The organism is Janthinobacterium saanense, assembly GCF_014200675.1.
Lineage (GTDB): Bacteria > Pseudomonadota > Gammaproteobacteria > Burkholderiales > Burkholderiaceae_D > Janthinobacterium.
This window is the reverse complement of record NZ_JACHCI010000023.1, coordinates 47,724-63,034: the sequence shown is the minus strand read 5'-3', so window position 1 is coordinate 63,034 and position 15,311 is coordinate 47,724. Positions and strand designations below refer to the sequence as shown.

At 59.6% G+C, this 15,311-nt stretch carries 12 protein-coding genes; 11 read left to right on the top strand and 1 reads right to left on the bottom strand.

Features of this window, described 5'->3' with window-relative positions:
• Positions 1 to 74: 74 nt before the first annotated feature.
• From recN to HDE72_RS23650, 10 genes are all read left to right on the top strand, one after another.
• Positions 75 to 1,742 (top strand): DNA repair protein RecN, encoded by a 1,668-nt coding sequence (gene recN, locus HDE72_RS23695; RefSeq protein WP_183746853.1) that lies wholly within the window; start codon positions 75 to 77, stop codon positions 1,740 to 1,742.
• A gap of 148 nt (positions 1,743 to 1,890) precedes the next feature.
• Positions 1,891 to 3,000 (top strand): ferrochelatase, encoded by a 1,110-nt coding sequence (hemH, locus tag HDE72_RS23690; protein WP_183746850.1) that lies wholly within the window; start codon positions 1,891 to 1,893, stop codon positions 2,998 to 3,000.
• A gap of 493 nt (positions 3,001 to 3,493) precedes the next feature.
• A complete protein-coding gene (gene grpE, locus HDE72_RS23685) occupies positions 3,494 to 4,015 on the top strand; it encodes a nucleotide exchange factor GrpE (protein WP_183746847.1) in 522 nt (173 codons plus the stop codon).
• 90 nt (positions 4,016 to 4,105) lie between these two features.
• Positions 4,106 to 6,052 carry a molecular chaperone DnaK gene (gene dnaK, locus HDE72_RS23680; RefSeq protein ID WP_183746843.1) on the top strand — a complete coding sequence of 649 codons (1,947 nt, stop codon included), beginning with the start codon at positions 4,106 to 4,108 and terminating at the stop codon, positions 6,050 to 6,052.
• A 160-nt stretch (positions 6,053 to 6,212) separates the two neighbouring features.
• Entirely contained in the window at positions 6,213 to 7,343 is a 1,131-nt protein-coding gene (dnaJ, locus tag HDE72_RS23675; protein WP_183746830.1) for a molecular chaperone DnaJ, read from the top strand.
• A gap of 113 nt (positions 7,344 to 7,456) precedes the next feature.
• A complete protein-coding gene (gene can, locus HDE72_RS23670) occupies positions 7,457 to 8,125 on the top strand; it encodes a carbonate dehydratase (protein WP_183746828.1) in 669 nt (222 codons plus the stop codon).
• Between the two features lie 106 nt (positions 8,126 to 8,231).
• Positions 8,232 to 9,140 (top strand): TauD/TfdA dioxygenase family protein, encoded by a 909-nt coding sequence (locus HDE72_RS23665; protein ID WP_183746826.1) that lies wholly within the window; start codon positions 8,232 to 8,234, stop codon positions 9,138 to 9,140.
• A gap of 72 nt (positions 9,141 to 9,212) precedes the next feature.
• Positions 9,213 to 10,187, top strand: a complete 975-nt coding sequence (locus HDE72_RS23660) for an ABC transporter substrate-binding protein (protein WP_260176888.1) — start codon at positions 9,213 to 9,215, stop codon at positions 10,185 to 10,187.
• A gap of 1 nt (position 10,188) precedes the next feature.
• A complete protein-coding gene (locus tag HDE72_RS23655) occupies positions 10,189 to 11,037 on the top strand; it encodes an ABC transporter ATP-binding protein (RefSeq protein WP_183746820.1) in 849 nt (282 codons plus the stop codon).
• Positions 11,034 to 11,909, top strand: coding sequence for an ABC transporter permease (locus HDE72_RS23650; protein WP_183746817.1), 876 nt, complete (start codon positions 11,034 to 11,036; stop codon positions 11,907 to 11,909). Before HDE72_RS23655 ends, HDE72_RS23650 begins: the two co-directional genes overlap by 4 nt.
• On the opposite strand, the gene argP is transcribed toward HDE72_RS23650, so the two are convergent.
• Positions 11,910 to 12,803, bottom strand: coding sequence for an HTH-type transcriptional regulator ArgP (gene argP / locus HDE72_RS23645; RefSeq protein ID WP_311735281.1), 894 nt, complete (start codon positions 12,801 to 12,803; stop codon positions 11,910 to 11,912).
• A gap of 118 nt (positions 12,804 to 12,921) precedes the next feature.
• On the opposite strand from argP, the gene HDE72_RS23640 reads away from it, so the two are divergent.
• Positions 12,922 to 15,309, top strand: a complete 2,388-nt coding sequence (locus HDE72_RS23640) for a penicillin-binding protein 1A (RefSeq protein ID WP_183746811.1) — start codon at positions 12,922 to 12,924, stop codon at positions 15,307 to 15,309.
• Positions 15,310 to 15,311 lie beyond the last annotated feature (2 nt).

The following is a 15,311-nucleotide window of genomic DNA, read 5'->3' as shown; positions in this document are numbered from 1 at the left end:
GCCACAAATGCCGACGCGCAGTAGGTTTTGACAGGCGTTTTAACCCGCGGTTCGCCGCTTAATTACTGAAGCCTATGCTCCATACACTGTCCATCCGCGATTTTGTCATTGTCGATACCATAGAACTGGAATTTTCCGCAGGCTTCAGCGTGCTGACGGGTGAGACGGGCGCCGGCAAATCCATCCTGATCGATGCGCTGACCCTGGCGCTGGGCGGCCGGGGCGACGCCAGCGTGGTGCGCGAAGGGGCGGCCAAGGCCGATATCACGGCCGACTTTTCCGTCAGCGAAGTGGCGCAAGCCTGGCTGGTGGCGCATGAATTCGCCAACGACCATGGCGGCGCGCTGCTGCGCCGCGTGATCGACAATGCGGGCCGCTCGAAAGCCTATATCAACGGCATCGCCGCCACGGCCGCGCAATTGCGCGAACTGGGCGATATGCTGGTCGACATCCACGGCCAGCACGCGCATCAGTCCTTGCTGAAAAGCGAAGCCCAGCGGGCCTTGCTCGATGGCCAGGCGACGGCGCGCGAAGCGGGCGCGGAACAGGATGCACGCCAGGTAGCGGCGCTGCACAAGCGCTGGCGCGCGCTGGTGCGCCAGCGCGAAGAATTTGAAACCAACGCGGCCAACGTGCTGTACGAGCGCGAGCGGCTGGAATGGCAAGTGGGCGAGCTGGAAAAACTGGCGGCCAAGCCCGGTGAATGGACCGAGATCACCAACGAGCACAGCCGTTTGTCGCATGCGGCCAGCCTGCTCGAAGGCGCGCAGGAAGCCTTGTCGATCATTTCCGAATCGGAAGACCATCCTATCGTGTCGCAGCTGTCGTCCCTGAATCAGAAGCTGGGCAAGTTGGTGTCTGTCGATGCTGAGTTGCAACCCATCGTCGACCTGATCGAATCGTCGCGCATCCAGCTGCAGGAATCCGTGTACGCGCTGAATAATTACCTGGACCGCGTGGAACTGGACCCGGACCGTCTGCACCAGCTCGATGCGCGCATGGAAGCGATACACAGCACGGCCCGTAAATTCCGTATCCAGCCCGAAGAATTGCCGGAAGAACACGCCAAGCTGTCGGAGAAACTGCAACAGCTGGCCGACGCCAGCGATATCGAAGGCTTGTTGCGGCAGGAAAAGAAAATCGAGGCGGAATACCGCGTCGTGGCCGAGCGCCTGTCCAGCACGCGGCAGGCGGCGGCGCTGGAACTGGGGCAGGCCGTCACGCGCGCCATGCAGGAATTGAGCATGATAGGCGGCAGCTTCGAGATTGCCCTGAACCCCTGCGAACCGGCAGCCCACGGCCTGGAGCAGGTGGAATTTCTGGTGGCCGGCCATGCGGGCACGGCGCCGCGCTCGCTGGCGAAAGTGGCGTCCGGCGGTGAACTGGCGCGTATCGCGCTGGCGATTTCCGTAATCACCTCGCATGCCACCACCACGCCCACCCTGATTTTCGATGAAGTCGATAGCGGCATCGGCGGCGGCGTGGCCGAAGTGGTGGGGCGGCTGTTGAAACGCCTGGGACAGGGACGGCAAGTGCTGTGCGTGACCCACTTGCCGCAAGTGGCCAGCCAGGCCAACCAGCATTTCCAGGTAGCAAAAAGCACCCTGGAAAATGGCAAGACCGCCTCGCGCATCGACATGCTCGACGCCAAGGCCCGCGTGGAAGAAGTGGCGCGCATGCTGGGCGGCCTGGAAATCACCGCTACCACGCGCAAGCATGCACGGGAATTGCTGGCCACTTGAGCGTTAGCGCGATCAATGCGGGGTCAGACCCTCTGGGTCTGACCTCAGCTTTCGCTTTGGGTGAATTGCAAGCAGTACCAGCAGCCCGTATTGATTCAATGTAACTATAATGCTTAGCTGTTTCCACCAACGTCCTTGAAAAGCCTACATGACATTTCAAACAGAACCTCCTTACACGCATGGCAGCATGGACCGCAGCGCCGTGGTACTGGTGAACCTGGGCACGCCGGACGCGCCTACTTCGTCGGCCGTGCGGCGTTACCTGAAGCAATTCCTGTCCGATCCGCGCGTGGTCGAGATTCCCCGTGCCGTGTGGTGGTTTATCCTGCACCTGATCATTTTGCCATTTCGCTCTGGCCAGTCGGCCAAGAAATACGCCTCGATCTGGACGCGCGAAGGTTCGCCCCTGAAAGTGCATACGCAAAAGCAGGCCAAGCTGCTGGCCGGCGCGCTGGCCGCACGCGGCCATGATGGCGTGACGGTGGCCATGGCCATGCGCTACGGTTCACCTTCCTTGCCCGAGGTGCTGGCGCAACTGAAACGTGAAGGCTGCGAGCGCATCGCCATCCTGCCGGCCTACCCGCAATATTCGGGCACTACCACCGGCTCCATCTACGACGCCGTGTTTGCCCATTACGCCACGGTGCGCAATGTGCCCGAGTTGCGTTTCATCAAGCAATACCACGAGCAAGACACCTATATCGACGCCTTGCGTGATTCAGTGCTGAACCACTGGGAAAGCCATGGCCGGCCCGAAAAACTGGTGATGAGTTTTCACGGCGTGCCCAAGCGCACCTTGCTGCTGGGCGACCCGTATCACTGCCAATGCCTGAAGACGGCGCGTTTGCTGGCGGAAAAGTTGGGCCTGAGCAAGGACCAATATCTGGTCACTTTCCAGTCGCGTTTCGGCAAGGCCGAATGGCTGCAGCCCTACACGGCGCCGACCCTGGTGGCGCTGGCGCAGCAGGGCGTCAAGCGGGTGGACTTGTTATGCCCGGGTTTTACCAGCGATTGCCTGGAAACCCTGGAAGAGATCGCCATGGAAGCGAAGCACGATTTCGAATCAGCCGGTGGCGAGCATTTCCATTACATCGCTTGCCTGAATGAAACGCCGCGCTGGATCACAGGCTTGGCGGAAATCGCCGAACAGCACATGATAGGCTGGCCAACCATGAAAACGGCGGTGCAGCGCGAAGCCGACAAGCAAGAGGGCGAGCAAGCCCGTGCTGCGGCACTGGCGCTGGGCGCTGTCGACTGATCAGTGGTATCTGCCTGCAAACAAGGCCGCGCTTGCGCGGCTTTGTGCTATCTGGCGTGAACACATTTTCCAGCAAGCAACAGCGACAGTGGCGGTTGCCGCAGCGAGGCTGGTAGAATGCCGGGTTTGCCGGCTTAAGGCTGCAAATATGGTTGCAAATATGGCTGCAACTGTGCAAGACAGATCAAGGCGGTGGCAAGGAGGGCGTAAGCCACGATGGATGCGCTAATGATAGGCAGTTTCATCATTCTCTCCTCGGCAAGGGGATGGCCAGCACAGAGTTGTAAGCCATTGCTTCATCATAGATGGTGGCACGCGTGTGGAATACCCGGAAAAACGGATAGATTTGTAATAAGCTGTAACATCGGCCTGCGTGACCAGCGGTTGCGCTGCAACACCCCTTGAAACAGTCAGACTTAGCCCCATCTGCCGGTAAGTGTTGTAAAGATATGTAGCCTAACTATTATTAGTCATTGAATGTAGGAGCTTTCAGATGCAAGATCAGGAAAACCAAGCTGTACCTAATCCGCAAGCGGACGCCGCGACTCCCGCCGAGCCTACTTTGGAAGAGCAGCTGGCGAGTACCGAAGCGCGTCTTGCAGAAATGCACGATGCCTTCATGCGTGCCAAGGCCGATGGCGAAAACATTCGCCGCCGTGCCCAGGAAGATGTTGCTAAAGCACATAAATTCGCAGTAGAAAGCTTTGCCGAAGCCCTAGTGCCCGTCAAGGACAGCCTGGAAATGGCCCTGACGGTCGAAGCGCCGACGCTCGAATCGCTGAAAGAAGGCGTCGAAATGACCCTGAAACAGTTGACTGCGGCGTTTGAACGCAACCGCCTGCTGGAAATCCTGCCGGTACAGGGCGAAAAGCTCGATCCGATGAAACATCAGGCTGTTGCCGTGGTGCCAGCGGAGCAGGAAGCCAACACCGTGGTGTCAGTATTGCAAAAGGGCTATATGATTGCGGACCGTTTGTTGCGTCCCGCCATCGTGACCACCGCGCAAGCAAAATAATCAGAGTGCGGCATCAAGCAAGCCTTGAAACCATGCCGCTTTGCCACATATAAGAACCATCTGAAATCTAGCAAATAAAAGGAAAAAATCATGGGTAGAATTATCGGTATCGATCTGGGAACCACAAATTCCTGCGTTTCCATCATGGAAAACGGTCAACCAAAGGTAATCGAAAACGCTGAAGGCGCACGCACGACGCCGTCGATTATTGCTTATCAAGAAGATGGCGAAATTCTCGTTGGTGCGCCGGCAAAACGCCAGGCTGTGACCAATCCACAGAACACGCTGTTCGCAGTGAAGCGTCTGATCGGTCGCAAGTTCGACGAAAAAGAAGTACAAAAAGACATCGCGCTGATGCCTTACAAGATCATGAAAGCCGACAACGGCGATGCATGGATCGGTGTACGCGACAAAAAACTGGCGCCGCCACAAATTTCGGCTGAAGTCCTGCGCAAGATGAAAAAAACCGCAGAAGACTACCTCGGTGAAGAAGTCACCGAAGCCGTCATCACCGTGCCTGCGTACTTCAACGATTCGCAACGTCAAGCCACCAAAGACGCTGGCCGTATCGCCGGTCTGGACGTCAAGCGCATCATCAACGAGCCTACCGCAGCAGCGCTGGCATTCGGCCTGGACAAGACCGAAAAGGGTGACCGCAAGATCGCCGTGTATGACCTGGGCGGCGGCACGTTCGACGTTTCCATCATCGAAATCGCTGACGTTGATGGCGAAAAACAATTTGAAGTGCTGTCGACCAACGGCGACACCTTCCTGGGCGGCGAAGACTTCGACCAGCGCATCATCGATTACATCATCGAAGAATTCAAGAAAATCAACGGTCTGGACCTGAAAAAAGATCCAATCGCCCTGCAACGCATCAAGGCTTCGGCCGAGCGCGCGAAGATCGAACTGTCGTCGTCGCAGCAAACCGAAATCAACGAGCCGTACATCGCGATGGCCAATGGCGCACCGGTCCACTTGAACCTGAAGATGACCCGCGCCAAGCTGGAATCGCTGGTGGAAGAGCTGATCATTGCGACGATGGAACCATGCCGCATCGCTATCAAAGATGCTGGCGTGAAAGTATCGGACATCGATGACATCATCCTGGTCGGCGGTATGACCCGTATGCCTAAAGTGCAAGAGAAAGTCAAAGAATTCTTCGGCAAAGATCCACGCAAGGACGTGAATCCGGACGAAGCCGTCGCCGTGGGCGCAGCGATTCAAGGTTCGGTCCTGTCGGGCGAACGCAAAGACTTGCTGTTGCTGGACGTAACGCCATTGTCCCTGGGTATCGAAACCCTGGGCGGCGTGATGACCAAGATGATCCACAAAAACACCACGATCCCAACCAAGTTCAGCCAGGTGTTTTCGACGGCCGACGACAACCAGCCTGCGGTGACCATCAAGGTATACCAGGGTGAGCGTGAAATCGCTGCCGGCAACAAAGGCCTGGGCGAATTCAATCTGGAAGGTATTCCGCCAGCATCACGCGGCACGCCACAGATCGAAGTGACCTTCGACATCGACGCCAACGGCATCTTGCATGTCGGCGCGAAAGACAAGGCGACCGGCAAGGAAAACAAGATCACGATCAAGGCCAACTCCGGCTTGACCGAAGCTGAAATCCAGAAGATGGTCAAAGACGCCGAGTTGAACGCGGAAGAAGACAAAAAGGTCAAGGAATTGGCCGAGTCGCGCAACCAGGCTGATGCTCTGGTACACTCGACCCGCAAATCGCTGACCGAATACGGCGACAAGCTCGACGCTGGCGAGAAAGAAAAGATCGAAGCTGCCATCACCGACCTGGAAGCAAGCATCAAGTCGGGCGACAAGGCCGAGATCGACGCCAAGGTGGAAGCACTGTCGACCGCATCGCAGAAACTGGGCGAAAAAATGTACGCCGACATGCAAGCGCAACAAGCTGCCGGCGGCGCAGAAGGTGCACAACAGCAAGCTGCTGGTGCATCGGACGCCGGTGCCAAGCACGATGACGTGGTTGACGCTGACTTCAAAGAAGTCAAAGACAGCAAGTAATTGTCTTACGCTCCCGTAATACGGGAGCAACCGGGCTGTATGCTACGTCGCGGAATTTCTCTGCGAAGACCGGCCGAGCCGAGTCGCCGCCCCGCGGCACTCGACTCGGCTTTTTCGTGTAACTTTTACATCAGTAGATAGACTGCAAGGTGCCGACAACATGGCAAAGCGTGATTTTTACGAGACACTCGGTGTCGCAAAAAATGCTTCGGAAGAAGAGATCAAAAAGTCTTACCGCAAACTGGCGATGAAATACCATCCGGACCGTAATCCGGACAGTAAGGAATCGGAAGAAAAGTTTAAGGAAGTCAAAGAAGCTTACGAAATGCTGACCAATCCGGAAAAGCGCGAAGCCTATGACCGTTATGGTCATGCTGGCGTGGACCCGAACATGGGTGGCGGCGGCGGCGGCTTTGGTGGCGGCGGTTTTGCCGACAGCTTTGGCGATATCTTTGGTGACATCTTTGGCGGTGGCGGTGGACGTAGCCGCAATGCGGGTCCACAGGTGTACCGTGGCGCCGACTTGCGCTACAACCTGGAAATTACGCTGGAGCAAGCTGCTCACGGCTTCGACACGACCATCCGCGTGCCGAGCTGGGACAAGTGCGACACTTGCCATGGCAGCGGCGCCAAGCCGGGCACCTCGCCGACCACTTGCGGCACTTGCGGCGGCCACGGCCAGGTACGCATGCAGCAAGGTTTCTTCAGCATCCAGCAAACTTGCCCGAAATGCCATGGCAGCGGCAAGGTCATCACCGATCCTTGTACGCCTTGCGGCGGCGCAGGCCGTATCAAGCGCAACAAGACGCTGGAAGTCAAAATACCTGTCGGTATCGACAATGGCATGCGCATCCGCTCGTCCGGCAACGGCGAACCGGGTACGAATGGCGGCCCGTCCGGTGACCTGTATGTGGAAATTCACATCAAGCCGCACGCCGTGTTCCAGCGCGAAGGCGACGACCTGCATTGCGAAATGCCGATCTCGTTCACCAAGGCAGCCTTGGGCGGCGAAATCGAAGTCCCTACCCTGAACGGCAAAGTGTCGTTCACGATTCCCGAAGGCACCCAGTCGGGCAAGACCTTCCGCCTGAAAGGCAAGGGCATCAAGGGCGTGCGTTCCGGTTATGCGGGCGATCTGTTCTGCCACGTGGCGATCGAAACGCCGGTGAAACTGACCGACAAGCAAAAAGAATTGCTGCGTGACTTTGAAAAATCCACTACCGAGGGCGGTGCCAAGCACAGCCCGCAAAGCAAGACCTGGAAAGACAAGGTCAAGGATTTTTTTGAATAAGCCGCACTAAAACGAAGCGCCGGGATGCTCAACCATCCCGGCGTTTTTTTAACAAGACGCAGACTTTGCGGCGCTCAGCGCGCAGCGTCTGCGTCCTATCAAATGGGAGCGATATGACCGAAGCTAAAAGCGGCCAGGCCCTGGCGGAATTGCTACAACGCAACCGCCGTTGGGCCGACTCAATGGTGGAGAAGGATCCGAACTTCTTCAAGAATCTGGAAGCCCAGACTTCGCCCGAATATCTGTGGATCGGCTGTTCCGACAGCCGTGTTCCCGCCAACGAATTGCTGGGCATGGCGCCTGGCGACGTGTTTGTACACCGTAATATCGCCAACGTGGTGGTGCATTCCGACCTCAACTGTCTTTCCGTGCTGCAATTTGCAGTGGACGTGCTGAAAGTCAAACACGTCATCATCGTCGGCCATTATGGCTGCAAAGGCGTGCATGCCGCCCTGACGGGCACGCGCATCGGCCTGGTCGATAACTGGTTGCGCCACGTGCAGGACGTGGGCCAGAAACATGAGCGCTACCTCGGTGAAGTGCTGGGCAGCCGCGAGCGCAGCGACCGCCTGTGCGAACTGAACGTCGTTGAACAAGTCTTGAACGTCTGCCAAACCACCATCGTGCAAGATGCCTGGGAACGCGGCCAGGAACTCAGCGTACATGGCTGGGTGTATGGCTTGAAAGACGGCCTCTTGAATGACCTGGACATGACTGTTACCGCCGGCCACGAACTGGCCCCGCGCATGGCGGCCCGCCTGGCCCGCTACGAGACGGTATAAGCCAGCTGCACCTGCACGATCCGCATATCCATATAGGATAAGCTTCGTTTGCAAGGATGGCCGGCCGGCATACAGTGAACATCCCTCGTTCACTGATGCCTCCATCATGTCGGCCGTCCTCGAATCCCCTGTCTCCACCAGCAAGCTGGCTAGCCAGTTACCCGGCAACTTCCATATCGAAGCCTTCGATGCGCCCCTGGGTGCGCAAGTCGTGGGCCTGGATCTGGCACAGCCCTTGTCGCTCAGCGATTTCCAGCGACTGCACCATGCGCATCTGGACCATCATGTCCTGGTGTTTCGCGACCAGCACATTACGCCGCAACAGCAAATCGATTTCAGCCGCCGCTTCGGCGCCCTGCAAATCCACGTGCTGCACCAGTTCCAGCTGCCGCAGCACCCGGAAATCCTGATCATTTCGAATATCGTCGAAAACGGCCAGCCTGTCGGCCTGGGCGATGCAGGCCACTTCTGGCACTCCGACCTGTCCTACAAAGAAGTTCCCAGCCTGGGTTCCATGTTGCACGCGCAAGAGTTGCCCGAGGAGGGCGGCGATACCGTGTTTGCCAATATGCATCTGGCCTGGGAAAGCTTGCCGGCCGCGCTGCGCCACGTCGTGCGCGGCGCGCATGCCGAACACAGCTATTTATGCCAGTACGAAGAATTGCGCCGCCGCAACCCATGGCGGCCCGCATTGACGCAGGCGCAGATCGATGAAGTGCGCCCCGTCACGCATCCCATCGTGCGTGTGCATCCGGAAACGGGACGGCGCGCCCTGTTTGTCAGCGAACACTTCACCACACGCATCGTCGGCTTGCCTGACGATGAAAGCCGCGCCGTGCTGGGCGAACTGTTTGCCCATAGCGTGCGCCCTGAACATTTATATGTGCACCGCTGGCAGGCGCGCGACCTGGTGTTCTGGGACAACCGTTCCCTGATGCACCTGGCCGCCGGTTGCCCGGCGGACCAGCGCCGCAAGCTTTACCGCACCACCATCGAAGGCGATGCGCCGTACTGATTTTTCCCACCAGGAGTGTCCATGTTCAAGTCCTTTCCCCTCGTCCGCCGCCGTCTGACCGCCGCCCTGGCCATGCTGTGTATGCTGACGATGGGAGCGACGATGGCCCGTGCCGAAGGACAATTGCGCATCGCTGGCCAGTATGGGATTACCTTTCTGCTGCTCAATATCGCCCAGGAACAAAAACTGATCGAAAAGCATGGCAAGCAGCTCGGTGTCGATATCAAGGTGGACTGGGTGACTTTATCCGGCGGGCCGGCCATTAACGACGCTTTGCTGTCAGGCAATATCGATATCGCCGGTGCAGGCCTGGGGCCGCTGCTGACGATCTGGGACCGCACGCGTGGGCGGCAAAATGTGCGCGGCGTGGCCTCGCTGGGCAATTTCCCCTACTATCTGGTCAGCAATAATCCCAAGGTGAAAACTCTGGCCGACCTGACGGACAAGGACCGCATCGCCTTGCCGGCCGTGTCCGTCTCGGTGCAGGCGCGCATTTTGCAAATGGCGGTGGCGAAACAATGGGGCGACAAGGAATTCGCCCGCCTCGACAAGATCACACAGACTTTACCGCACCCCGATGCGGCGGCCGCCATCATCGCGGGCGGCACGGAATTGACGGGGCACTTTGGCAATTCGCCATTCCAGGAGCAGGAACTGGCGCAAAACCCGAATGCCCACATCATCTTGAATTCCTATGAAGTGCAGGGCGGCCCCAGTTCATCGACCCTGCTGTATGCGACCGAGAAATTCCGCACGGAAAATCCGAAAACCTACCGCGCCTTTGTCGCCGCGCTGGCCGAAGCAGCCCAGTATGCGAGCAGCAATCCGCAGGGCGCGGCCGACATTTATATCAAGCTCAACAAGAGCAAGGTGGACCGCAATTTGCTGTTGAAGATCTTTGCCAACCCGCAAGTGCAATTCAAGATCGCACCGCAAAATACCCTGGGCCTGGGGCAATTCCTGCACCGCGTCAACGCCATCCGCAACCGGCCCGATAGCTGGCACGATTATTTCTTTGATGACCCGGCCATCGGCCAAGGAAGCTGAGATGCACACTCCCGCTTTTCAACTGGTGCGCCCACCTGCAGGCGTGGCGCCCTTGCTGTCCGTCGACAAGGTCAGCCTGGAATACCGCAGCGAGCAGCGCACCGTGCGCGCCACGCATGAGGTCAGTTTCGATGTGTACCGGGGCGACCGTTTCGTCCTGCTGGGTCCTTCCGGCTGCGGCAAGTCGTCGCTGCTGAAAGCGGTGGCCGGTTTTATTGCCCCTCGCTCGGGCAGCATCACCATGGAAGGCCAGCTGATCAAAAAACCGGGGCCGGACCGGGTGGTGGTGTTCCAGGAATTCGACCAGTTGCCACCATGGAAAACAGTGCTGGAAAACGTCATGTTTCCCTTGCTGGCCAGCAAGCGCCTGGACAAGGTCGCCGCCCGCGAGCGCGCCCATCACTGGATCGGCAAAGTGGGCCTGACGGGCTTTGAGCAAGCTCATCCGCATACCTTGTCGGGTGGCATGAAACAGCGGGTGGCGATTGCCCGCGCACTGGCCATGCAGCCGGAAGTGTTGCTGATGGATGAACCGTTTGCCGCCCTGGACGCCTTGACGCGGCGCAAGATGCAGGAAGAGCTGGGCCGCTTGTGGGAGGAGCTGCGTTTTACGCTCGTGTTCGTCACGCACTCGATCGAGGAAGCGCTGGTGGTGGGCAACCGCATCTTGCTGCTGTCGCCTCATCCGGGCCGGGTCAGGGCAGAATTGAACAGCCATCAATTTGGCTTGCACAGCGCGGGCAGCGCCGAATTCCAGGCCGCCAGCAGCCGCATCCACGGCTTGCTGTTCGATGAGGACGCCACCGTCGCCGAAACGGCCGAACACGATTTGCACAGGAGCGCCGTATGAGTTTGCTGCTGGAACCGCCGATACGCCAGGAATTCGTCTACGCCGCACCGCCGCCCGCCGGTGTTGCCGTCGAGCTGCCATTGCCGCGCTGGCAGCGTTTATGGCAACAGGCGGGCTGGCGCAAGGGCTTGATCCTGATCGTCCTGGCCTTGCTGTGGGAAAGCGCCGCGCGCTGGACCAATAACGATTTACTATTGCCCAGCTTTTGGCAGACGGCGCAGGCGTTTGTAGGCGGTATCGCCAGCGGAGAATTGCTCACGCGCACGGGTGCATCACTGAACGTCTTGTTGCAGGGCTATGTGCTGGGCGTGCTGGCCGCGTTCCTGCTGACCTTGCTTGCCGTCTCCACGCGCATCGGACGTGATCTGCTGGAAACCCTGACCGCCATGTTCAATCCCCTGCCTGCCATCGCCTTGCTGCCGCTGGCCCTGCTGTGGTTCGGCCTGGGCCGGGGCAGCCTGATCTTCGTCATCGTGCATTCCGTGATGTGGCCGCTGGCCTTGAACACGTACGCGGGCTTTCAGAGCGTGCCCGATACCTTGCGCATGGCGGGCCGCAATTACGGCTTGAGCGGCTTGCGCCTGGTGTTGCATATCCTGGTGCCGGGCGCCTTGCCATCGATCGTTTCGGGCTTGAAGATAGGCTGGGCCTTTGCCTGGCGCACCCTGATTGCAGCCGAACTGGTATTCGGCACCACTTCCTCGGGGCAGGGTGGCCTGGGCTGGTACATCTTCCAGAACCGCAACGAACTTTATACGGACAAGGTCTTCGCGGGCCTGGCGACCGTGATCGTGATCGGCTTGCTGGTGGAAAATATCGGTTTCCGCACCCTGGAACGGGTGACGCTCAAGCGCTGGGGCATGCAGCGCTGATCACTTCAACACTGTGCGCGCGGCTGCGATGATTTGCCGCGACAGCTGCTCCATGCGCGGCGATTGCACCTTCCACGTGTGCCAGTACAGGGCTACGTCGGCCGGTGCTTTCGGCGCCAGCATTTCCACCAGATCCCCATCGGCATTGGCCTTCAATAGCAGCTCGGGCACCATGCCGTAGCCCAGGCCATAGCGGATGGCATTGAAATGCGAAGTGGCGCCCGGCACGTAATGGCAGGGGTAAGCCCCTTCAGGCAAGCCCAGCGTTTCTTGCAGGAAGGACGATTGCAAGGTGTCCTTGCGCGTGTAGGCCACCACGGGGGCCGTGCGGGCCGCCTTGCGCGTCAGGCCGTGGGCAAACCACTGCTGGCGAAACGCTGGCGTGGCCACCAGCCAGTAGCGCATCACGCCCAGCGGTTCGGCCGTGCAACCGCGCATGGGCTTGGCTTCCGTGCTGATGCAGCCGATCGCCATGCCGGTTTCCAGCAAAGTGTAGGTATGGTCCTGGTCTTCCACGGTCAGGTCCAGCAGCACCCGCTCGCGTATCAGCACTTCCGACAGGGCCGGGAAAAACCAGGTGCCCATGGAGTCGGCGTTCAGCGCCAGCACCAGGGTCAGCGGCGCATCCTGCTGCACTGCCAGTTCCGCTGCCAGGTCCGCTTCCAGCAGCGCGGCGCGTTTTAAATACTGCATCAGGCGCTGGCCCGTGCGCGTGGCGCGGGCAGGGCGGCTGCGCACGATCAGTGCATTGCCCAGCTGGCTTTCCAGCGCCCGCACGCGTTGCGAAATGGCCGGCGACGTCAGGTGCAGCTGCAGCGCCGCCTGCTCGAAACTGCCCGTCTCGATCACGGCGCGGAATGCCTCCGTGTGTTTGGGATTCAAGTTCATGGCGATAACCTTAGATTAGAAAAATTTATCAATACTAAATAATACTTAATTTTCATAAGGATAACCGTGTTGCGATGCACAATGCTCCTTTGCGCGGTAGATCGCGCAGCAGGGAGGCAGTCATATGGAACAGCAAACTCAGGAGAATTTGCCAAAAAAGCAAGCACGCAAACCACAGTCCAGGCTGGCCCGAAATGTGAAATTCGGCCTGGGTCTGACTGTGGGTTTGGCCCTGGCCGGCGCACTGGCAGGCGGCTGGTGGCTGCGCCAGGCGTGGCAGGACTTGCCCAACGTCGAACACCTGGCGCAATACAAGCCGGCCCTGCCGCTGCGGATTTTTTCCAGCGAGGGTGAACTGCTGGCTGAATACGGCGAAGAGCGCCGCGAATTCCTGCCCCTGCAACAAATCCCGCTGCGTATGCGGCAAGCCTTGCTGGCGATTGAAGATGCGCGTTTCTATGAACACGGCGCCGTTGATTTTCTGGGTTTGACGCGGGCCACCCTGGCCAACGTCGTCACGGGCCGCCATGCGCAAGGCGCCAGCACCATCACCATGCAGGTGGCGCGCGGGTTTTTCCTGTCGCGCGACAAAACTGTGCAGCGCAAACTGACGGAAATGCTGCTGGCCTATAAGCTGGAACAGCATTACGGCAAGGACAAGCTGCTGGAACTGTATATGAACCAGATTTACCTGGGCGAGCGTTCCTATGGTTTTTCCGCCGCATCGAACATTTATTTCGACAAGCCGCTGGCCGAGCTGACGGTAGCGGAAGCGGCCATGCTGGCCGGCTTGCCCAAGGCGCCGTCAGCCTATAACCCGGTCGCCAATCCGACGCGGGCCAAGCTGCGCCAGCGCTACATCTTGCAGCGCATGCGCGAACTGGGTGACATCACGCAAGCGGAATACGACGCGGCCGTGGCCGAACCACTGCTGCTGAACCAGAGCCGTAACAGCTCGGTGCAGGCGGCCGCGTATGCGGTTGAGGAAGCGCGCCAGCTGATACTGCAAAGTTATCCCGAGGGCGCTTACAGCATGGGCCTGGATGTGACGACGACCATCCGCATGGCGCCCCAGCGGGCCGCCGACCAGGCGCTGCGCAATGGATTATTGAATGCGCAGGCGCGGCGCGGTTATCGCGGCCCGGAGGCGCGTTTGCCTGCCTCCAGCGACAGCGTGGCGCGCCAGTTGTCGCCCTACCCGGACAGCGGTGAGCTGCAGGCCGCGCTGGTGCGCAAGGTGGACAATGGCGGCAAGCGCCAGCTGACGGCGCAGCTGCGCAATGGCGACGAGATCAGCGTGACTGCCTCTGAAACGCGCCTGGGCGGCAAGCTGCCTCTGGAAGGCAAGCTAGCCGTGGCAGAGGGCAGCGTCATCCGCGTGGTGCAGGGCCAGGCCAAAAAACATTGGCTGCTGACGCAAATGCCCGAGATGGAAGGCGCCGTGATATCCGTCGATGCGCAGAGTGGCGAAATTGTCGCCATGGCGGGCGGCTTCGACTTTTACCGCAACCACTACAACCACGCCACGCAGGCTTACCGCCAGCCCGGTTCCAGCTTCAAGCCCTTCGTGTATTCGGCGGCGCTGGAAAAAGGCTACTTCCCTGGCAGCGAGGTAGACGATACGCAGCGCTTGCTGCTGCCGCAGGAAACCGGTGCGCAGCCCTGGCGGCCGCGCAATTACGGCGACAATTATGAAGGCTTCATCAGCGTGCGGCGTGGGCTGGTGCGTTCGAAAAACCTGGTGGCCGTCAGCCTGATGCAGGCATCCGGCCCCGCTTATGTGCAGCAGTTTTCCACCGGCTTCGGCTTTGACAGTGCGCGCAATCCCGTCTCGCTGCCGCTGGCGCTGGGCGCGGGCGCCGTCACGCCGCTGCAACTGGCGCAGGCCTACTCCGTGTTCGCCAACGAGGGTGTGCAAATGCCGCCCAAGCTGATCAAGGAAGTGCGCAGCCGCGGCGGCGCAGTGCTGTTCAGCGATGCTGGACCGCGCCCCAAGGGCGAGGAAATCACAGGCACGCAAATCATCTCCGCGCGCAACGCTTACGTGATGGACAGCATGCTGCGCGACGTGGTCAAGAGCGGCACCGGGCGCGGTGCACTGGCGCTGGGACGCAGCGACGCCGCCGGCAAGACGGGTACCTCGAACAATGCTTACGACGCCTGGTTTGCCGGTTATTCCTCAGGCCTGGTTTCCGTCGTCTGGCTAGGCTACGACCAGCCTAAAAGCCTGGGCAACGCCACCGGCGGCACCCTGGCGCTGCCGGTCTGGCGCGACTACATGCAGGTGGCCGTGCAGGGGCGGCGCGAACAGGTCCGCAGCGAGCCGGAAGGGCTGGCCATGCTCGACGGCGATTATGTGTACGCCGAATACCTCGATGGCGACTGCGTGCAGGATAACTATGACTTTATCCACAGTAGCGTCAGTTGCGGCAGCGCCAAGGCCAACGAGGCGCGCAGCCTGAGCGAAGCGCGCGAACGCGAACAAATTCTCAAATCATTTTCGGAAGAGTAAGA

What these genes read in the sequence shown, in the direction of transcription:
- recN (WP_183746853.1), top strand. Translation starts at nt 75, where the DNA reads ATGCTCCATACACTGTCCATCCGCGATTTTGTCATTGTCGATACCATA.
- hemH (WP_183746850.1), top strand. Translation starts at nt 1,891, where the DNA reads ATGACATTTCAAACAGAACCTCCTTACACGCATGGCAGCATGGACCGC.
- grpE (WP_183746847.1), top strand. Translation starts at nt 3,494, where the DNA reads ATGCAAGATCAGGAAAACCAAGCTGTACCTAATCCGCAAGCGGACGCC.
- dnaK (WP_183746843.1), top strand. Translation starts at nt 4,106, where the DNA reads ATGGGTAGAATTATCGGTATCGATCTGGGAACCACAAATTCCTGCGTT.
- dnaJ (WP_183746830.1), top strand. Translation starts at nt 6,213, where the DNA reads ATGGCAAAGCGTGATTTTTACGAGACACTCGGTGTCGCAAAAAATGCT.
- can (WP_183746828.1), top strand. Translation starts at nt 7,457, where the DNA reads ATGACCGAAGCTAAAAGCGGCCAGGCCCTGGCGGAATTGCTACAACGC.
- HDE72_RS23665 (WP_183746826.1), top strand. Translation starts at nt 8,232, where the DNA reads ATGTCGGCCGTCCTCGAATCCCCTGTCTCCACCAGCAAGCTGGCTAGC.
- HDE72_RS23660 (WP_260176888.1), top strand. Translation starts at nt 9,213, where the DNA reads ATGCTGTGTATGCTGACGATGGGAGCGACGATGGCCCGTGCCGAAGGA.
- HDE72_RS23655 (WP_183746820.1), top strand. Translation starts at nt 10,189, where the DNA reads ATGCACACTCCCGCTTTTCAACTGGTGCGCCCACCTGCAGGCGTGGCG.
- HDE72_RS23650 (WP_183746817.1), top strand. Translation starts at nt 11,034, where the DNA reads ATGAGTTTGCTGCTGGAACCGCCGATACGCCAGGAATTCGTCTACGCC.
- HDE72_RS23640 (WP_183746811.1), top strand. Translation starts at nt 12,922, where the DNA reads ATGGAACAGCAAACTCAGGAGAATTTGCCAAAAAAGCAAGCACGCAAA.